The sequence below is a fragment of the Streptococcus sanguinis genome (assembly GCF_013343115.1).
GTDB lineage: Bacteria > Bacillota > Bacilli > Lactobacillales > Streptococcaceae > Streptococcus > Streptococcus sanguinis_H.
This window is the reverse complement of the sequence record NZ_CP054570.1, coordinates 758,716-777,521: the sequence shown is the minus strand read 5'-3', so window position 1 is coordinate 777,521 and position 18,806 is coordinate 758,716. Positions and strand designations below refer to the sequence as shown.

Sequence of the window (18,806 nt, the reverse complement as noted above, 5' to 3'; positions counted from 1 at the left end):
AGATCTAAAACAGACTATGGATTTGCTCACTTTCTAAGTTATTAAAACATATCTTCGTTATATTTCACTTCTGACTTCATGATAAAGGGATTGATCAATTCATGATGTTCATAGGTACTATGGACCACAAAACCTCTGACAATGATGATTTCATTATCTTGTATATGATAGTCTATATTGATGGGCATTGCTGGATCCGAGATGATTGACAAAGCAAAGAATGCCGAAAACCAAAGATAAAGTGCCACTAGTGCACTGAATAATTGAAAAATTAGGTGGTACCATTGAAAATCTCTTGTCCTAAAAAAGACTATCCAAGGATGGATAAAGAAGGTCAAACAAAGAATAAAAAACCAGCTATTCCACAAAACTGGAGTAAAGGATAGACCAAAAGCTAACAAAATCAAATGAAGAATAACAAAGGTTAGCAAGGCCAGATAGAGTGTTTTAAATGAAAATAACTTAGATAGATTTTCTTTGGTCATGTTTTTTCCTCTTTTTTTCATTATATTTTAAAATCAACATCGTTAACGCTGGAATGAAGAAAAAGATTAAATAGGTGGCAATTGGAAACCAAACATAGCGAGGATTCAAGTTCCACAATGGTGGCAGAAATCCCTCTCCGTCTTCTAATTCTATTCCTATAAAATAATGCAAAAGAAAAAGTAGACCATTAAGATAAAGAAAAACTTCTGAAAAACCTTTCAACGTGTTGAAGCCTTCTTCTCTTAGACTTCCAAACCAGGAATAATATGGAAGAGCAATCAAGAAAACCAAATTTATATACAAAGGGCTAACATATTTAAACTCTCGAAGCGGACCCGGAATTGACTTATTCCCAAATGTTAAAAATCCCACTCCAATCGCAACCATTATAAAGAATATATAACCTAAAAGAGCTTCTACTATCCAATGTTTTTCCAACCAAATACTAAATTTATTTCCCTGAGCTTTTACTTTTCTTTTGTTTTTAGTTTTCTTTTTGGTTTTACTTTTCATTCACCAACTCCACAATCTTCTGGAAGGTCTTGCCATTTCGGATAGTCAGTTGCTTGTAAAAACTGGACTTGAGCAGTTTCTTATGGTAGTTGGACTTGAGATAGTCCGCTTGGTCAGCATTGCTATAAAAGAAAGCCGTCTGCCCAAAGTGCAGTTGCTCCTTCTCATTCGCCCAGCTGCCTGCCAGCTCTTGAACGCTCTCCTTGTCGGTCTCCGGCAGATAAAAGAGAACATCTCGCCGAAAGGCAGTTTCATCCTGCCACCAAGTAGGCAGATTGGCTGTTTCTTTTTCAAGCATGGCAGAGCTGACAAGGACAAAAGGCAGAGGGAAATCGTAAGACCGACTGAAATAAGCCGACAATATCTCCCGAATCCTCTCCTCCTGCTCCTCGCTATCAAAGAAAAGATTGCCGCTGTTGATGTAGGAAACCGGATTTTCAAAACCCAACCCAGCTAAATCCTTCTTCAAATCAGTCATAACGACCTTGTTTTTCCCGCCGACATTGATGCCGCGGAGTAAAAGTGCATAACGCATGTGTGCTCCTTGTTTATTTCTAAATAGATATTCAAACTTTATACGAATTATCAATTTTTAAGTAATAAATCATTTTTATATTGTTCTTAATTCAATTCAAAATGTAGTATCGCCATCTAAATCATTCTGCCTGAAAACCATTGCTATCTAATTTCCCTTTTTCTCCCCAAACAACTACATAAACATTTTTGGGTAAGCTAGTAAAATCAATATAGTCACTTAAACTCGCACCTTCAGGAATATCTCCTTCCAGATATAGATCGAAAAACAACAGAACCTCGTAATTTTCCGATAAACGAATGAAATCTTTTCTCAAATCCTTTATTTCTTCTGCCGATGCTTCATACTTCCCTGTCTTGGGATTATACTTTAGTTCTTTTTTAATTTGAACCAAATCACGATAAAACCCTTTTTGGTCATCAGTTACATCGTAATCTAAATCTGTTCTCAGCTCCTTAAATTTCACTGGCTTTAGAACAGACTCTTTATCAAAATATAAGGTATTCAACATAGGATGAGAATTTGTATCTAAGACATAAGAAAAGATAAGATTTGTTAGTATCGAAGATGGTTCATCATCGCTATTAGAGTAATAGGAATAAGTTCTTTCTTCTAACTTATCTGTTAAAATTTTGTCCGCCTCTTCTGTCAATTGAACTTTTACATAATATTGATAAGTAACATGACTAACCCAAGTTGGAATCTCTATTTTCTTAACCTTCAATCCTAAATTATCTTCAAAAGCTGTGTTCACAACATATTCAATATGCTGCTTTTCCTCTTTCGTAACAAGTTTTGTCGGCATAAATGCCCAAATAAATTGAACTATCGGTATCATGCCTATCACAAAAATTGAAATAAAGAAAATAAGTATTAGTTTAATTAGATCCTTTTTCACTTGAATTCCTCCACTTAAACTTCTCTAACTTTTTTCACATAGCGACTCATTGACTAGAGAAGTAATTAAGAGCTTAGCTTGCAACTTTGGTACTAACTGTATTTTCTAATCCATCGCCTTTATTTCCAGAATCATATCGCGAATCTGTGCGGCCAGTTCGAAGTCGAGAAGTCCGGCAGCTTCTTGCATCTGGCCTTCCAGTTTCTTGACCATGTCCTTGCGCTCTTGCTTGTTGAGACTTTCAATTTCGACTGTTTCTTCCTTGTCTGGCAGGGCAGCCTTGGTCACACTGATCAGGTCTCGGATTTCTTTCTTGATGGTCTGCGGTACAATGCCATGCTCTTCATTATAAGCCATCTGGATTGCCCGACGGCGGGCAGTCTCATCAATAGCTAGCTGCATGGACTGGGTTATAGTGTCCGCATACATAATTACATGCCCTTCGCTGTTGCGGGCTGCCCTTCCGATGGTCTGGATAAGCCCACGTTCGTTGCGGAGGAAACCTTCCTTGTCTGCATCAAGGATCGCTACCAGACTAACCTCGGGAACGTCGATTCCCTCGCGCAGCAGGTTAATCCCAACCAGAACGTCAAAGACACCCAAGCGCAGGTCTCGAATAATCTCAGTCCGCTCCAAGGTCTTGATGTCTGAGTGCATGTACTTGACCTTGACACCCATTTCCTTGAAGTAGTCCGTCAAGTCTTCCGCCATCTTCTTGGTCAGGGTTGTGATAAAGGTACGCTCATTCTTTTCGACACGAGCATTGATTTCGCCCAAAAGATCATCAATTTGCCCCATGGTTGGACGGACTTCCACTTCTGGATCCAGAAGCCCTGTCGGCCGGATAATCTGCTCAATAACAGTATCCGTCTGTTCATTTTCATAGTCGCCCGGCGTAGCCGATACATAGACAATCTGGTGAACATGGCTTTCAAATTCTTCCCGGCGCAGCGGGCGGTTGTCCAAGGCAGACGGCAGGCGGAAACCATAATTAACCAGCATCTCCTTACGAGAGCGGTCGCCATTGTACATGCCCCGAATCTGTCCCATGGTCATGTGACTCTCATCAATCATAATCAAGAAATCATCAGGGAAAAAGTCAAGAAGGGTATAAGGAGGTTCTCCTTCGCTCCGACCATCCATATGACGAGAATAGTTCTCAACGCCATTTGTATAGCCCATCTCGCGCAGCATTTCGATATCATACTCTGTGCGTTGCTTCAAGCGCTGAGCTTCCAGAAGCTTGCCTTCCTTCTCAAAGATAGCCAGCTGCTCCTCCAACTCCGCCTGAATCTTAGCAATCGCCACTTCCATGTGGTCTTCATTGGTCACGAAGTGAGTAGCTGGGAAGATGGCCAAATGGTCCACCTCACCCAAGACTCGACCTGTCAAGGCTTCAACCTCACGAATCCGGTCAATCTCATCTCCGAAAAACTCTACTCGAAAGGCATGCTCATCCCGAGAAGCTGGGAATATCTCTACCACATCACCACGAACACGGAATTTCCCCCGCTGAAAGTCAATGTCATTGCGCTCAAACTGGATATCTACCAGATCATTAAGCAGCTTGTCACGGGAAATCTCTAGTCCAGGACGCAGGCTTACCACACTGTCAGAGTATTCCTTAGGCGATCCCAGACCATAGATACAAGAGACCGAAGCCACGACAATCACATCATTCCGCTCCAAGAGGGCTGATGTCGCTGAGTGACGGAGCTTGTCAATCTCGTCATTGACCGAGCTATCCTTTTCGATATAAGTATCGCTGGAAGGCACATAGGCCTCAGGCTGGTAGTAATCATAGTAGGAAACGAAGTATTCCACCGCGTTATTGGGGAAGAACTCCTTGAACTCACCATAAAGCTGGCCAGCCAGCGTTTTATTATGGGCAATAACCAGAGTTGGCTTGTTGACCTGAGCGATAACCTGACTCATGGTATAGGTCTTACCAGTACCAGTCGCTCCCATGAGAATCTGAGCCTTCTCTCCTCCCTCGATATTATCCACCAGTTGCTCGATAGCCTGGGGTTGGTCACCTGAAGGCTCATATTTAGAAACCAATTCAAATTTATTATCTGTTATTCTGTTAATCATCTTTTATTCCTCAAATTGTGCTTCTATTATTTTACCATATTTGGCCTATTTTCTCTGAATTTGGGTGTAGGTAGAATGGCCACGCTTCTACCATCTTCTGTCCCTTGTCATACACCTATTTAAAAGACATAAAAAAGCCCAGCTAAACTGGGCAAAATGCTTATTTCTTAAAGATCAGCGCCTGAGGCAGGCGATTTTCTTTTTTAAGTGACCAGTAAAGATAGGCAATGCAGCCAATCAGGACGATACTGGCAAAAATAGATCCTTCAGCACCGAAAGCTCCGCCGGATAGCAAATCCACAGAAGATTGTGAGCTATAGCTCAAGATTGAGGTAGATGCTCCTTGGCCACTGACCTGAATGCCATAGATATTTCCTTGCACAAAATTCCAAGCGCCGTGCATGCCAGCCAGTACCCACATATTGTCATACTTGAGCATAAGGAAACAAGCAAAGATACCGTCTAGTATGATATTGACAATAGAAAGAACGGTCACACCAGGGTTAAAGAGGTGCAGTGCCCCGAATAGAGCACTAGAAATCAAGATACCAATGAAGATATTTGACTTAACACTAACTGCTGGAAAGAGCCAACCACGCGTCACTAGTTCTTCTGTTCCGCCTTGTAGAATCCAGAAAGGAATGATAGCTAGGACAAAAATCAAAGACTGCAAGTTAAGCTGACCTAATTTCAGGCTGCCTGTCCCCGTTACCAAGAGCAAGACAACAACCAGTGAAAACTGAACAGCTCCAATAAGGAAGCCTTTGAGGAGATTTTTGAACCAGTCTTGTTTATAAAATCCCAGACTAGAAAAAGGACGCTTCTCACGATATCGAACCCAGAGGAAAACTGCTAGGGCGATAAAGAAGAAACCAGCTAGCTGAAAAAAGACCGTATAGTGACTAATGGCTGCCATTGCTTCTGTCCGATTAATCGTCGGATCTGCAAAGCCAAACAAGAGTCCGACAATGATACCAATTGGTAACATTCCGACAAAACTTAAAATTCCTCCTCCATAAACAAAACCAATAGCAATCAAGATAGCTAACCAAATCGGCGGAATATAGCGCGATTGCTTGATAGCATCCAACATACGAGATTTAAACATATACACATCCCTTTCCTTATTTTTATTTATTATAGCATATTATTTTAGGATTAGCAAAAGAGTGCCGTTCGAATAGTTATTCTGTCTTTCCCACTAACCCTGTCAAACTGCCATCTTTTTTCATCTTGAAAAGCAAGTAAAGCACGGCTAACAAGAGAATGAGCGAGCTGAAAACAGAGGCTTCAGCGCCGAAAGCTCCACCAGTCAACCAGCTCCATTCTGACTTTGGAATAAAGTTCAGGACTGCCGCGTCAACGCCAGTACCACTAACGCTGAAACCATAGATATTTCCTTGGGTAAAGTTCCAAGCAGTATGAAGTCCTATAATCCCCCAGACATTGTCCGTCCGGAGCAGATAGAGACTTGCAAAGAGCCCAAATAAGGCAATGTTAAGAATGGAAAGAATACCAATATCTGGATTGCCTAGGTGCAAGAGGGCAAAGAGCAGGCTTGAAGTCAGCAAACCGATGGGCAAGTTGGTCTTTTTGACTGAAACTGGCAGAAGCCAAGCCCTTGTCACTAGCTCTTCTGCCCCGCCCTGAATCATCCAAAGCGGAAGCAAAATCAAGATATAGAGGAAAGGTTCCAGCGTCAGCTGTCCCCATTCGAAAGAGACAGCTCCGCTCAACAGCATAAGCAGAGCGACTAGACTAAAGAGGAGAAAACCTACTGTCAATCCTTTGACTAACTCCACCAAGCTTCCTTTTTTAACAAAGCCCAGAGTCGCGAGCGGTCGTCCTTCAGCCCAGCGCACCCAGAGAAAGAGAACCAGTATCATAAAAACAAAGCTAAACAAAAGAAAAGGCAGGGCAAAATTGAAGAAGATTTCAAAGAATCCGCCTTGCCCCAAGAAACCTAGCATAAGACTTAGGAAAGCAGAAATTGGCTCCAAAGCCAAATAAGCCAACTGCTGTCCTCCTTGCACAAAAACAATCGCCAGAAAAAGAGACAAAATATAAGGAGGGACAAAGCGAGCTTGATTGACTCCGTCCAAGATACGTGATTTTTTCATAAGAACCTCATTCTAATCTTGCTTTCATTCATTTCCAGTATAGCAGACTTTGCTCTAAGAACAAAGAAAAGTTACAGTTCTTCTTACAAAAAACACAGAGTTTATATGTCAGAAAATCTAACATAAAAACAGGAGAAATTTGCCTAATCAGTGATTTTTTGCTATAATGCTAGAATGCTAAAAAGGAGGAAGAAAATGAAGAAAAAATTCTTAGCAGTTTTGCTAACATTATTTCCATTTTTTGCGTTAGGGGCGACAGCCCAAGCAGATACGGTCAAAATAGTGTCCGATACTGCTTACGCACCATTTGAATTTAAAGATTCTGATCAGACTTACAAGGGGATTGACGTTGATATCATCAACAAGGTCGCAGAAATCAAGGGCTGGGACATTGACATGAGCTTCCCAGGCTTCGATGCAGCTGTCAATGCGGTTCAAGCCGGCCAAGCGGACGCCATCATGGCTGGTATGACCAAGACAAGCGAGCGCGAAAAAGTCTTTACCATGTCTGATACCTACTATGACACCAAGGTCGTTATCGCGACGACCAAGGCAAACACCATCAGCAAATATGAACAGCTGAAAGGAAAGAAAGTCGGTGTCAAAACAGGAACGGCTGCCCAACGTTTCCTTGAGAAAAACAAAGATAAGTACGGCTTCACTCTCAAAACCTTTGACACAGGTGACTTGATGTATAATAGCCTTTCTGCTGGTGATGTCGATGCAGTGATGGATGATCAGCCGGTCATTGAGTACGCCATCAATCAAGGCCAAAACCTGAAAATTTCTATGAAGGGAGAGGCTGTTGGAAGCTTTGCTTTCGGTGTCAAAAAAGGTAGCAAACATGAGCACTTAGTTACTGAGTTTAACGAAGCTTTAGCGCAGATGAAGGAAGACGGCAGTCTGGATGAAATCATTAATAAATGGACTTCTTCTAAGGGCAGCTCTGACTCAGCTGTTCCAGAGACTTCTACTCCTGCCGGTCAAAAAGCTACTTCGACAAAAGACAAATACATCATTGCCAGCGACTCATCTTTTGCTCCTTTTGTCTTCCAAGATGACAGCAACCAATACACTGGGATTGACATGGAGCTGATTAAGGCTATTGCCAAAGACCAAGGCTTTACTGTGGAAGTAACCAACCCTGGCTTTGATGCAGCTATCAATAGCGTTCAGACCGGTCAGGCTGACGGAATCATCGCCGGCATGTCTGTCACTGATGCCCGCAAGAAAACTTTTGACTATTCTGACCCTTACTATACAGCCAACTCTATCTTGGCAGTCAAGGACAGCAGCAATATCAAGTCCTACGAGGAACTCAAGGGCAAGACAGTCGGTGTCAAAACTGGTACCGCTTCTCAGACTTTCCTTGAGGAAAACAAGAGCAAGTACGGCTACTCTATCAAAACTTTCTCTGATGCAGCTTCCATGTATGACAGCCTCAATACTGGCTCTGTCGCAGCTGTGATGGATGATGAGCCCGTTGTCAAATACGCCATCAAACAAGGCAAGAAACTTAAAACACCTATCGAAGGTACACCAAGCGGTCAAGTCGCTTTCGCAGTCAAAAAAGGCAGCAATCCTGAGCTGATTGAGATGTTTAACAATGGACTTGCTAATCTAAAAGAAAGCGGCAAGTACCAAGAGATTTTAGACAAGTATCTGGCTAGCGAAGAAAAGGAATCCACTGTAGATGAGTCCACTATTTGGGGCTTGCTGCAAAACAACTACCAAGAACTTCTTAAAGGTCTGGGAGTGACGATTGCTTTGGCCCTGATTTCATTTGCGATTGCTATGGTCATTGGGATTATCTTTGGTATGTTCAGCGTCAGCCCTTATAAACCGCTGCGCTGGATTGCAGAAATCTTTGTCGATGTCATTCGTGGTATTCCACTGATGATTGTGGCAGCCTTTATCTTCTGGGGTATTCCTAACCTAATCGAATCCATGACTGGTCAACAAAGCCCAATCAATGCTTTCGTTGCAGGAACCATTGCCCTCTCTCTCAATGCTGGTGCTTACATCGCTGAAATTGTCCGTGGAGGTATCCAGGCAGTTCCAGTTGGACAGATGGAAGCCAGCCGCAGCTTGGGGATTTCCTACTCCAAGACCATGCGCAAGATTATCCTGCCACAGGCAACCAAGATTATGCTGCCAAACTTTGTCAATCAGTTTGTCATCGCACTCAAGGATACAACGATTGTCTCAGCTATTGGACTGGCCGAGCTCTTCAAAACAGGTAAGGACATCATCGCCCGCAACTATCAGAGTTTCCGGATGTATGCTATCCTGGCTGTGCTCTATCTCATCATTATCACGCTCTTGACCCGCTTGGCAAAACGCTTAGAAAAGAGGATTAAGTAATGGCAAAATTAAAAATCGATGTGAACGATCTTCATAAATATTACGGGGAAAACGAAGTCCTAAAGGGGATTACTGCTAAATTCTACGAGGGAGATGTGGTCTGTATCATCGGTCCTTCTGGATCTGGTAAGTCAACTTTCCTGCGCAGTCTCAACCTGCTAGAGGAAGTGACCAGCGGGACTATCACGGTTGATGGCTTTGATCTGACAGACAAGAAGACTGATGTGGATCTGGTCCGAGAAAATATCGGTATGGTCTTCCAGCACTTCAACCTCTTCCCGCACATGACTGTTCTGGAAAATATCACCTTTGCTCCTGTTGAGCACAAGCGCTTGACCCAAGACGAGGCAAATAAGCTGGGTATGGAGCTTTTGGAAAAGGTCGGCCTAGCTGATAAGGCAGATGCTAGTCCAGACAGCCTGTCCGGCGGTCAAAAGCAGCGGGTGGCAATTGCTCGCGGTCTGGCTATGAATCCAGACATCATGCTCTTTGATGAGCCTACTTCTGCTCTTGACCCTGAAATGGTCGGCGACGTTCTCAACGTTATGAAGGATCTGGCCCAGCAAGGTATGACCATGCTGATTGTGACCCATGAGATGGGCTTTGCCCGTCAGGTAGCCAACCGCGTTATCTTTACCGCTGATGGTGAATTCCTAGAAGACGGCAAGCCTGACCAAATCTTTGACAATCCACAGCATCCACGTCTTAAAGACTTCTTGGACAAGGTGCTGAATGTATAAAACCAAACGAAGAGCCAGCTTATATGCCGGCTCTTTTCTTGTTTCAAAAATTTTTAAACTAGATCACCCACCACTGGTAAAGAGACCAATAGAGAATATTCACGACAATAGCCAACGCAGATAGGCTGGTCAGAACTGTCAGGAAGAGCCGACCTTTTCCAAGTCCCTTTTTCGCTTTGCTAAAGAGCGGAAAAACTGCACAGCCTGCTAAGAACAATCCCAAACCTGCAAAAGCCATATAACGCCACTGAGCGATGATACTGAGATCCGTAGCACTTGAGCTAAGCAGGAGCAAGAGTAAATCGCCAGCCGCGGCCACTACTCCTGCAGCTGTCAAGATGTGCCACCATTTCCAAGTTCGATTTTGCTTTCCTTTTTCTTTGCCAAAGACCAGTCGATAAAGGACTAGCGCAAGTCGTACAAGTAGGTTTCCCAAAGAGTAAACGACACTAAGAGCTGCCAAAGCAACCAACCCAAACTTAGTCCAGATTTCCCTGTCAGGAACTCTCTCAAAATCACTGACCGGAGTAGCGATTCGCGTTTTACCATTTCCACTTTTATAAATAGTCCAAAACAAATGATCCATTCGCTCCGAGGACGGCTTCTTCATATGAAGCATATTACCTGGAAAGAGCTGGTACAAAGAAAGCGGACCTTGATTAAAATTCCGAAGGATTTGATAATAGCCTGGTTCGAACTTTTTCTGAGTCTCAGCACTGGCTGTCGGACGTTTTCCGAAAATCAATTCTGGCATGCCATCATTATAAATTTCTTCCACGCCTTGATTGGTCATGATTACCTGGCCGATACCATCCTTCAGATCCAGCAGAAGATAGCTGGAAAAACCATTTGTATTCCCTCCGTGCCCTAGCACTGTAACTGCAAATTCACTAGCCCAGAAGCCATGAGCATTACGAACGATGTCTGTATTAGGATAGGTTGCTGTCGTCGAATAGAGAGTCGTCCAAGTCTCCGACCGAGTAAAGAGACTTTTACGACTTAGCAGGGCCTGAGCAAATTTTTGAAAATCACTCAATGTTCCTGTGGCTCGACCAACTGGATACAGGCCGACTTCATAAAGTGCATCGCCTAACAGGCTGCCATCTGTCGCATATCCTTTTACTTCCTTGCGCTTGGTTTTGACATAAGCATTGTCAGACAAGTCTTGAGCTATGTCCGTTCTCTCCATGCCCAGAGGCTGGAAGATATGCTCATGAACATACTCAACAAAGGATTGCCCAGAAATTTGCTCCACAATGTAGGCCGCCAACCCCGTACTGTAGTTGGAATAAGCTGTCGTTGTGCCCGGCTCAAAGGACTGTGCCGGCTGATATTGGAGCAGTAAATCCTCTAAACTCTTGCCCCCTTGCATATAGAGAGGAGCCTCGTCAAATCCTGACTGATGGTTCATCAAATCTAGCATAGTAATGGGCTTGTTATAGCGGAGATTTCTAAGAAAGTCCTCTGGTAGATACGTGCGAATATCTTCTTCTAGGTTAATCTTACCTTGCTCCCAGAGCTGCATAACAGAGACCCAGACAGTCAGCTTAGTCACGGAACCCCATTCAAAAACGCTGTCATCATCGGCTTTGATTCCCTTTTCCTTATCCATAAAGCCAAAATTTCCTTGATAGATAGTGCCTTCTTTGTCAAATACCGCCGTTGCCATGCCAGCTGTTGTCTTTTCGTGCTCTTTGACATAGTCTTGGATCTTCTGACCAATTTTATCTCGATCCGTACCAGACGGTAACTTCTGCTCTTCAGCTAGCGAAGTCGCTGGGCAAAAAGTCCCAATGTTAAAATAGTTAAAAGTGTTAGAACAACTGATTTTTTCATGAGATACTCCTTTGCAGAATTATGCCGACAAAGCCCGCCATCCCAAAGGAAGGCAGGCAACTTATCACATCGCCCAAAACTGATAAAGCGACCAGTAGAGAATATTGGCAACAATAGCCAGAGCGGATAGACTAGTCAGAACTGTCAAGAAGAGGCGGCCTTTTCCGAGATCCTTTCGAGTCTTGCTAAAGAGCGGATAAACCGCACATCCTGCTAAGAATAGGCCCAGACCTGCAAAGAGTATGTAACGCCAAGATTGAACAATTGAGTAATCCTGATTCATGGCAGCCAGTAAAAGCAGAATGAGATTGCCAGCAAACAGCAGCATTCCTAGAGAGGTCAGGCAATTCCAGACCTTCCAAGAGCGAGGAGCCGAACTTTTTGCTTTACGCAGGATGAGACAGAAACCGCCAATCAAAGAACTAATCAAGACATTTCCAAAAGCAAACACGAGTGCCAAACCTCCGAGAAACACGACCAGATAATGCCTAAAGAGAACTGAATCGGAAATCCTTTCTGCATTAAGGACACCGAATTCGAGGCGGTCAGCACCTTGGCTTCGGTCAATGGTCCAGAAAGTGCTCAACAGATCTGGCTGATCTGATACTTTGTTGATCTTTTGGATGGCCCCAGGGATCATGAGCATGAAGGACAGTGGCCCCCTATTATAGCTTCTCAGATAGTGGTAAGAGCCAGGCTTGAATTGCTTTTTAGTAGCTTCGCTGACAGTCTGCATCTTGCCAAATATCAGCTCCGGCATTTGAACATTGTAAACTTGTTCATATAGTTGGTTGGTTAAGATGACTTGGCCGATGCCATTTTTCAGATCTAAGTAGAGATAGCTAGAAAAGCCATCAGCATTACCACTGTGTCCCAGCAAGGTAACACCGTAGTGACTGGCCCAAAAGCCATGAGCATTACGAACAATATCCGTACCAGGGTGAGTAGAGGTTGTTGAGTAAAGCTCGGTCCAAGTTTCTGGATGATGAAAAAGCGTCTTACGTTCCAGCAAGGCCTGGGCGAATTTCTGCAGGTCTCCTAGAGTCCCCACAGCCCCTCCGACTGGGTACATCCAGAGCTTAAATGGTGTATCTCCCAAGAGCTTACCTTGGTCATCATAGCCCTTATCCTCCTTGCGCTTTTCCTGTACATAAGCGTTGTCCGATAAGTCAGGCAAGATAGCAGTCCGATCCATGTCCAGCGGCTCAAAAACATGCTCATGGACATAGTCTGCATACTTCTGCCCAGATATCCGCTCCACGATATAAGATGCCAAAGCCGTGCTGAAGTTAGAGTATGATGTCGTCGTACCCGGCTCAAAGGACTGAATAGGCTGGTAATCACGGAACTGCTCTTCCAAGTCGCTCTTGTCTCCCTTTTTGTAGAGTGGCATTTCATCAAAGCCAGCCTGATGGTTCATCAGATCCAGCATGGTGATAGGCTTATCATAGCGAAGATTGCGGAGAAAACCTTCTGGCAGATAAGTTTTGATGTCTGCTTCTAGGTCGATTTTGCCCTCTTCCCAGAGCTGCATGACCGATACCCAGACTGTCAGTTTAGTGATTGAAGCCCATTCAAAAACACTGTCATCGTCAACTTTGACTTTGTTTTCCTTATCCACATAGCCAAAATTTCCCTTGTAGATGGTTCCGTTTTTATCAAAGACAGCGGTCGTCATTCCGACAGTTGTCTTTTCGTGCTCTTTGACATAGTCTTGGATTTTCTGACCGATTTGGCTACGGTCCGTACCAGACGGAAGCTTCTGCGAGTCAGCTAAAGCAGCTGTCGGCCGGAAGATTCCTAGAGTTATAATCGTTAAAAGTGTCAGAATAAATGATTTTTTCATAGCATTTCCTTTCTGTTCGACTCAAAGATTCATATGAGCTAAGGTCAGATAATTTGTACAGTCTCCTTTTAATTTTATAATCAGCTTATTCTTATTTTTTAGTCATGCGTTTTTCTCTTCCTTATCCGCCCGATACCAGAGATAAATACTGTAAAGGGTCAGAATACCCAAGCCGCCAAGGTAAAAGAGGGAGTTGACCTGAGAGAAATCAAACTTATCAGCTAGGTTGATGCCGACAAAGGTTTCTATCAGAATGTCTAGCAGGGCATGGAAAACCATACAGGCAAGGACAGATTTCGTCTTCTTATGCAGTGCAGCAAACCAGATAGACTGGACTATAGTTACAATGATAAAGACTAGAAAGGGATTCTGACTTCGATCATAAAAGCGGTCATAAAACCAGAGAGGAATATGCCAGCAAGCCCAAGCTAGTCCAGTTATCGAGGAGGCGATAAACATAGAGAACTTCTTTTCCAAAGCCGGCTGCAGAAAGCCTCGCCATCCAGGCTCTTCCATGCCACCAGCCAAGGTCATAAGGTAGATAAAGGATCCAATAAATGAAAGCAGAGCTCCGTCTACTAGCTTGCCTCCGGAAGCTAATGCAAAAGTCACAGCCAGACCTCCACTGAAGAGGAGGAGATAGAGCCAAGTCCCTTTCTTGCTTGAGAAGATAAAGGAACAGATGGCTTTGAAGCCTTTTATTTTCAGCACTATTAGACTAGCTATTACTGGTCCGAACATACTGAGACTCGTTAGGAGGCCTTCCAGAGCCAGATAAAGTACGGGTGGATTTTCCGGCCAGAGATTTTTGAGAATGATCGCTAGCAACATAAATCCCCAAGTCCAGCCGAAGTTCCAGGCTAGGAACGGCCAGACTAGTTTTGGTTGTGGTTCTATTCTTGTTTCATTGGTCATCGAATTTTCTCCTTTAAATGGTTTGATTTTTGTACTCTGATAAGGTCATTGATTTTTTTGCCTCGTTTAGCCGCGCTCTGTATAAAAGACAGCTATTGTACTTCAGCTCCTGTTGAAAAATCACTAACCTTAAGATTGTAAAAAGAATTAATCAAATGGTTTACCTCATGAGATTGTCCATTCCCCCAGAAAAAACAAGCAAATAATCACAATGCCCACCACTGATAAAGTGACCAGTAGAGAATATTGACAACGATAGCTAGAGCTGACAGACTAGTCAAGACAGTCAGGTAGAGTCGGCTCTTACTCAGCCCTTTTCTTGCCTTGGTCAGAAGTGGGAAGACTGCACAGCCAGCCAGAATCAATCCCAGACCGGCAAAAACAATGTAGCGCCAGCTAGCTAAAAAGGTCAGATCACTGGTAGCAAATGTGTTAAAGAGGAGGAGGAAGTTTATAGCCACACCTACTCCAGCTAAAGAAGTTAGGTAAGTCCAGATACGAAGAGGTTTTGGTGTTTTAGATTGACCTTTTTTGAAGACCAAGCGGAAGAGATCCAGTCCGCCCCGTGCCAAAAAGAGAATGATACTGAAAACAATTCCGACTGCCGCTGAAATAAGCAAGGACCAGTCTTTCAGAATCTCGCTATCCTTGACTCTGAAGTTATCGCCATAGGAAGCTGTTACCTTAGTCTCGTCTCCACTACCGCTGACTACTGAAAAATTCTGACTCAAAAGCGGATTGTCCTTGGATTTCTCAACAAACTGAGTGTAAAGCAAGGTTCTGGAGATAGACATAGGACCACTGGCAAAGTAGCGAGCAGATCGGTAATTTCCAGACTGGAATTTGTCAAAGGTGGCTGAGTCCGTCTTTTTCTTAGGTCCAAAAACCAAGGCTGGCATTTCATAGTTATAAACCAACTCATGATCTTGATTCGTCATAATAGTCATACCTATACCATTTTTCAAGTCCAGCAGAATATAAGATGAGTAGCCAGTTGAGTTTCCTCCATGGCCAACAAGCGTCGTGCCGTACTCCCGTGTCCAAAATCCGTGCATATTGAGCGGCATATCCGTTCCTGGATAATTCGAGGTTGCCGTGTAAAGGGTTGTCCAAGTCTCAGCGTGCTTGAAAAGCTTTTCTTTCTTCAAAAGCGCTTGGGCAAACTTCTGGAAGTCAGCCAGAGTAGAGACGGCATTCCCTGCCGGGTAAAGTCCTAAATGAAAATAGCTAGTTCCCATAGATGTCCCGTCCGCCCGATAAGAGATTTGCTCCATCCGCTTCTGGTAAATCTTTGGATTTTCTTTAAAGTCGGCTGATAGAGCAGTGTCTTTCATTCCTAGTGGTTGGAAGATATGTTCATGGACATAGGCTGAGAAGTCCTGACCAGATATTCGCTCGACGATGTAGGCTGCCAGACTAGCAGAAAAGTTTGAGTAGGCTGTCATGGTGCCGGGCTCGTAGGACTGTTCTGGCTGATTAACTGCCAGAATCTCCTCAATAGACAAGCCCTTATCTTCCTTGTAGGCATGGGTAGACTCGCCAAAGCCGGCCTGATGGTTCATGAGGTCTGTCATAGTAACGGGCTTGTCGTAGCGCAAAGTCTTCATAAATCCCTCTGGCAGATAGGTGCGAATGTCTTCGTCAAGGTCAATCTTACCCTCTTCCCAGAGCTGCATGACAGAGACCCAGATAGCTAGTTTTCCGACTGAGCCCCATTCAAAGACGCTGTTGTCGTCGGCTTTAATGCCTTTTTCCTTGTTCATATATCCAAAACTGCCTTGGTAAATAGTCCCGTCCTTGTCAAAAATGGTTGTTGCCATACCGGCTGTTGTCTTTTCATGTTCCTTGACAAAGTCTTGGATTTTCTGACCAATTTGGCTGCGCTCCGTGCCAGACGGTAACTTCTGCTCCTCAGCCAAGGCTGTAATTGGTCGGAAGAGTCCTAGAGTTATAATCGTTAAAAGTGTTAGAATAAATGATTTTTTCATGATATTTCCTTTCTATTTAGCTTCAACAATCGCATAGGCGATACTTCTGTATACCATTCGGATAAAAATTCTTAGCATATCTTTCTCCTTTCTTAAGCAATGATTTGCATCATCTAATCAAAAGTCACTGCTTCTACAGCCACCCTTGTCGCATCATCTTTCTTGACATGGTCCTGAATCTTTTGGCTAATCTCAATGGCCGCCGTGTTAGACTTCAAAGATTGCTCCATCGTCTTAGCTTGAGGCGTTTTTACTAGCCCTAAGCTTAGGACTGTCAAAAGCCAGAGAAATAACGTTTTTGGCATGATTTCTTACTCCTTATATACAATTTAAAATGACGACTGAAATCTATCCCATTCCAGCTCTTCTTATCTTTTACAAATTTTAGGCCTATTTGTATAATCATTTTATATATATAATTTTTATATACAAGAAGATTATATATAATTTCTGAGTATATGTCAAATTTTTATATAACTAAAAAATTATATATCAAAATCAGCTTAAAAGCCTTGAAATCAATAATCTTAGAGAGTTTATAAAAATTTGCTCCAAAAATCTTTTAAAAATTTTTATTTATTTGAAAGCGCTTGACGAATTTACTTTCTTCTGTTAGACTTAAAGCAGAACTATTTCGGAGGTACACGGAGACATGAAAAATTAAGTCTATTTTTTAAAGGAAACTTTATTTAGTAGATTTTGTCATGTTTCTGCATATCCGCGGGATGTTCATTTTTTGTGCTTTCTAGCTTCTATTTGCTTATCTTTAGATCAATCCTGTCGCTCCTATGACAGTGTAAGCTGGAAGCCTATGAACGAATAATCCTACTTAGACACTCCTGTGTCTGCTTTGTGCAACTAAAAACAGCTCTGCTAAATAAAGCAGGGCTGTATTTTGTGTTATAAAACGAAGGAGACATCTATGCTTCAAATAAGAAATCTAACCATTACCCACCTAAAAGACCTGAAAGAGTTAGTCAAAGATTTGTCACTGACTGTCAATCAAGGAGACAAGGTCGCTATTATCGGTGAGGAGGGCAATGGCAAGTCCACCCTGCTCAAGCTCTTGCTAGACGAGCGACTGGTCAGCTCCTATGTCAGCTACAGCGGACAGATTGATAAGTCCTATACTGCTGCTGTCTACCTGCCCCAGCAGCTGCCTTCAGAGGATGCCCAACTGACGCTCAATGACTATTTCTTTGCTGATTTTGAGACCGAGCTGGACTATGCCAAGCTCTATCGCTATGCTGGAGAGCTCAACTTTGACAGCCGGCGTTTTGCCAGTCAGCAGCAGCTCGCCAGCCTATCTGGAGGAGAAAAGCTCAAGGTCCAACTCATCAAGAAACTAGCCAGTGATTGGGACATTCTCTTTCTTGATGAGCCCTCTAATGACCTCGATCTCGAAACTCTGACTTGGCTGGAAAACTTTATCAGCCACAGCCAGAGAACGGTCCTTTTCGTCTCTCACGACGAGCACTTCCTCGCTCAAGCTGCGACCAAGATTGTTCATCTGGAGCGAATCAAAAAGAAGCAGGAGGCCAGAACCAGCGTCAAGAGTCTGGACTATGAAAATTACCGCCATCAGCGTCAGGAGGCCTTTGAAAAACAGGGACAACTAGCACGGAAAGAGCGAGAAGAACACGCCAAGACCATGGAAAAACACCGACGGGTTAAGCAGAGTGTGGAGCATACTTTACGAAACACCCATGATGCTACTGCAGGTCGACTGGTGGCTAAGAAGATGAAAAACGTTCTCTCGCAGGGCAAACGATTTGAAAAGGCAGGCGCTGAAATGACCGAAATCCCGACACAGGAAGATGTCATCAGCCTTCACTTCTCAGACATAGAAGCTCTGCCATTGACCAAAAGAATCCTCAAATTAGAAGGAATGAAACTGAAAACAGACGAACGACAACTGGCAAAGAACCTGACTCTGGAAGTCTGCGGCCAGGAAAAAATCGGGCTGATTGGTGCTAATGGTGTAGGCAAGTCTACTCTGCTTAAGGAAATATGGAAAATCCTGCGTGAGCGGACAGACATGCGGGTCGGATACATGCCCCAGCATTATGGTGACTTGCTGACTGATGAGAGCAGTCCTTTAGACTTTCTGGCTCCCTCTGGTGACAAGGCTCAGGAAGAGAAAATCCTGACGCATCTAGCTAGTCTCCAGTTCACTCGCGACGAGGCCCGCCACCCGATTGAGCAGCTTTCTGGTGGCCAAAAAGCCAAGCTCCTCCTGCTCAAACTAGTCTTAGACCGCCCCAATGTCCTCCTTCTGGACGAGCCAACCCGCAACTTCTCTCCCACCTCTCAGCCTCAGGTTCGCCAGCTTTTGGCGACCTATCCTGGCGCCATTATCTCTGTCTCCCACGATCGGATTTTTCTCAAAGAAGTCTGCACGAAGATTTATAAACTGACAGAGACAGGGTTGGAAGATGTTGAATTATAAGCAAAAAGAGTTGGAAATTCCA

At 43.6% G+C, this 18,806-nt stretch carries 14 protein-coding genes and 1 pseudogene; 3 read left to right on the top strand and 12 right to left on the bottom strand.

Translation table 11 applies throughout. The features are described from left to right. Positions 1 to 41: 41 nt before the first annotated feature. The 7 genes from FOC72_RS03840 to FOC72_RS03810 form a co-directional block, all read right to left on the bottom strand. Positions 42 to 485 carry a hypothetical protein gene (locus tag FOC72_RS03840; RefSeq protein ID WP_002895260.1) on the bottom strand — a complete coding sequence of 148 codons (444 nt, stop codon included), beginning with the start codon at positions 483 to 485 and terminating at the stop codon, positions 42 to 44. Next, entirely contained in the window at positions 463 to 999 is a 537-nt protein-coding gene (locus FOC72_RS03835) for a hypothetical protein (protein ID WP_002895259.1), read from the bottom strand. The genes FOC72_RS03840 and FOC72_RS03835 overlap by 23 nt, the downstream gene beginning before the upstream one ends. After that, positions 989 to 1,534 (bottom strand): DUF1697 domain-containing protein, encoded by a 546-nt coding sequence (locus FOC72_RS03830; RefSeq protein WP_032914150.1) that lies wholly within the window; start codon positions 1,532 to 1,534, stop codon positions 989 to 991. The genes FOC72_RS03835 and FOC72_RS03830 overlap by 11 nt, the downstream gene beginning before the upstream one ends. Positions 1,535 to 1,655: 121 nt before the next feature. Continuing rightward, a complete protein-coding gene (locus FOC72_RS03825; protein WP_002895257.1) occupies positions 1,656 to 2,432 on the bottom strand; it encodes a hypothetical protein in 777 nt (258 codons plus the stop codon). Positions 2,433 to 2,537: 105 nt separating this feature from the next. After that, positions 2,538 to 4,526 (bottom strand): excinuclease ABC subunit UvrB, encoded by a 1,989-nt coding sequence (uvrB, locus tag FOC72_RS03820; RefSeq protein ID WP_002895256.1) that lies wholly within the window; start codon positions 4,524 to 4,526, stop codon positions 2,538 to 2,540. A 160-nt stretch (positions 4,527 to 4,686) separates the two neighbouring features. Beyond that, the gene (locus tag FOC72_RS03815; protein ID WP_002895254.1) at positions 4,687 to 5,634 is read right to left on the bottom strand and encodes a CPBP family intramembrane glutamic endopeptidase; all 948 of its coding nucleotides are present in this window, start codon (positions 5,632 to 5,634) and stop codon (positions 4,687 to 4,689) included. Between the two features lie 76 nt (positions 5,635 to 5,710). Beyond that, positions 5,711 to 6,646: a CPBP family intramembrane glutamic endopeptidase gene (locus tag FOC72_RS03810; protein WP_002895252.1), complete on the bottom strand. Its 936-nt coding sequence runs from the start codon at positions 6,644 to 6,646 to the stop codon at positions 5,711 to 5,713. Positions 6,647 to 6,841: 195 nt separating this feature from the next. On the opposite strand from FOC72_RS03810, the gene FOC72_RS03805 reads away from it, so the two are divergent. Together FOC72_RS03805 and FOC72_RS03800 are read left to right on the top strand one after the other, a co-directional pair. Beyond that, the gene (locus FOC72_RS03805; RefSeq protein WP_032914149.1) at positions 6,842 to 9,010 is read left to right on the top strand and encodes an ABC transporter substrate-binding protein/permease; all 2,169 of its coding nucleotides are present in this window, start codon (positions 6,842 to 6,844) and stop codon (positions 9,008 to 9,010) included. Next, the gene (locus FOC72_RS03800) at positions 9,010 to 9,750 is read left to right on the top strand and encodes an amino acid ABC transporter ATP-binding protein (protein ID WP_002895249.1); all 741 of its coding nucleotides are present in this window, start codon (positions 9,010 to 9,012) and stop codon (positions 9,748 to 9,750) included. The genes FOC72_RS03805 and FOC72_RS03800 overlap by 1 nt, the downstream gene beginning before the upstream one ends. Before the next feature lie 58 nt (positions 9,751 to 9,808). Here the strand turns inward: FOC72_RS03800 and FOC72_RS03795 are convergent. From FOC72_RS03795 to FOC72_RS03775, 5 genes and pseudogenes are all read right to left on the bottom strand, one after another. Further along, positions 9,809 to 11,586 (bottom strand): annotated as a pseudogene (locus tag FOC72_RS03795) (serine hydrolase domain-containing protein). Positions 11,587 to 11,650: 64 nt separating this feature from the next. Further along, entirely contained in the window at positions 11,651 to 13,432 is a 1,782-nt protein-coding gene (locus FOC72_RS03790; RefSeq protein WP_002895246.1) for a serine hydrolase domain-containing protein, read from the bottom strand. A 102-nt stretch (positions 13,433 to 13,534) separates the two neighbouring features. Beyond that, complete coding sequence (locus tag FOC72_RS03785; RefSeq protein ID WP_002895245.1) at positions 13,535 to 14,347, bottom strand: CPBP family intramembrane glutamic endopeptidase; 813 nt, start codon at positions 14,345 to 14,347, stop codon at positions 13,535 to 13,537. Positions 14,348 to 14,553: 206 nt separating this feature from the next. After that, a complete protein-coding gene (locus FOC72_RS03780; RefSeq protein ID WP_002895244.1) occupies positions 14,554 to 16,335 on the bottom strand; it encodes a serine hydrolase domain-containing protein in 1,782 nt (593 codons plus the stop codon). A gap of 113 nt (positions 16,336 to 16,448) precedes the next feature. Next, a complete protein-coding gene (locus tag FOC72_RS03775) occupies positions 16,449 to 16,640 on the bottom strand; it encodes a hypothetical protein (RefSeq protein ID WP_002895243.1) in 192 nt (63 codons plus the stop codon). 617 nt (positions 16,641 to 17,257) lie between these two features. Here FOC72_RS03775 and FOC72_RS03770 point away from each other — a divergent pair. Continuing rightward, a complete protein-coding gene (locus FOC72_RS03770) occupies positions 17,258 to 18,784 on the top strand; it encodes an ATP-binding cassette domain-containing protein (RefSeq protein WP_002895242.1) in 1,527 nt (508 codons plus the stop codon). Positions 18,785 to 18,806: the final 22 nt, after the last annotated feature.

Bases quoted from the DNA above. Each gene is read 5' to 3' on its own strand.
- FOC72_RS03805 (WP_032914149.1), top strand. From the start codon at position 6,842: ATGAAGAAAAAATTCTTAGCAGTTTTGCTAACATTATTTCCATTTTTT.
- FOC72_RS03770 (WP_002895242.1), top strand. From the start codon at position 17,258: ATGCTTCAAATAAGAAATCTAACCATTACCCACCTAAAAGACCTGAAA.
- FOC72_RS03775 (WP_002895243.1), bottom strand. From the start codon at position 16,640: ATGCCAAAAACGTTATTTCTCTGGCTTTTGACAGTCCTAAGCTTAGGG.
- FOC72_RS03810 (WP_002895252.1), bottom strand. From the start codon at position 6,646: ATGAAAAAATCACGTATCTTGGACGGAGTCAATCAAGCTCGCTTTGTC.
- FOC72_RS03840 (WP_002895260.1), bottom strand. From the start codon at position 485: ATGACCAAAGAAAATCTATCTAAGTTATTTTCATTTAAAACACTCTAT.
- FOC72_RS03830 (WP_032914150.1), bottom strand. From the start codon at position 1,534: ATGCGTTATGCACTTTTACTCCGCGGCATCAATGTCGGCGGGAAAAAC.
- FOC72_RS03785 (WP_002895245.1), bottom strand. From the start codon at position 14,347: ATGACCAATGAAACAAGAATAGAACCACAACCAAAACTAGTCTGGCCG.
- FOC72_RS03815 (WP_002895254.1), bottom strand. From the start codon at position 5,634: ATGTTTAAATCTCGTATGTTGGATGCTATCAAGCAATCGCGCTATATT.
- FOC72_RS03800 (WP_002895249.1), top strand. From the start codon at position 9,010: ATGGCAAAATTAAAAATCGATGTGAACGATCTTCATAAATATTACGGG.
- uvrB (WP_002895256.1), bottom strand. From the start codon at position 4,526: ATGATTAACAGAATAACAGATAATAAATTTGAATTGGTTTCTAAATAT.
- FOC72_RS03835 (WP_002895259.1), bottom strand. From the start codon at position 999: ATGAAAAGTAAAACCAAAAAGAAAACTAAAAACAAAAGAAAAGTAAAA.
- FOC72_RS03780 (WP_002895244.1), bottom strand. From the start codon at position 16,335: ATGAAAAAATCATTTATTCTAACACTTTTAACGATTATAACTCTAGGA.
- FOC72_RS03790 (WP_002895246.1), bottom strand. From the start codon at position 13,432: ATGAAAAAATCATTTATTCTGACACTTTTAACGATTATAACTCTAGGA.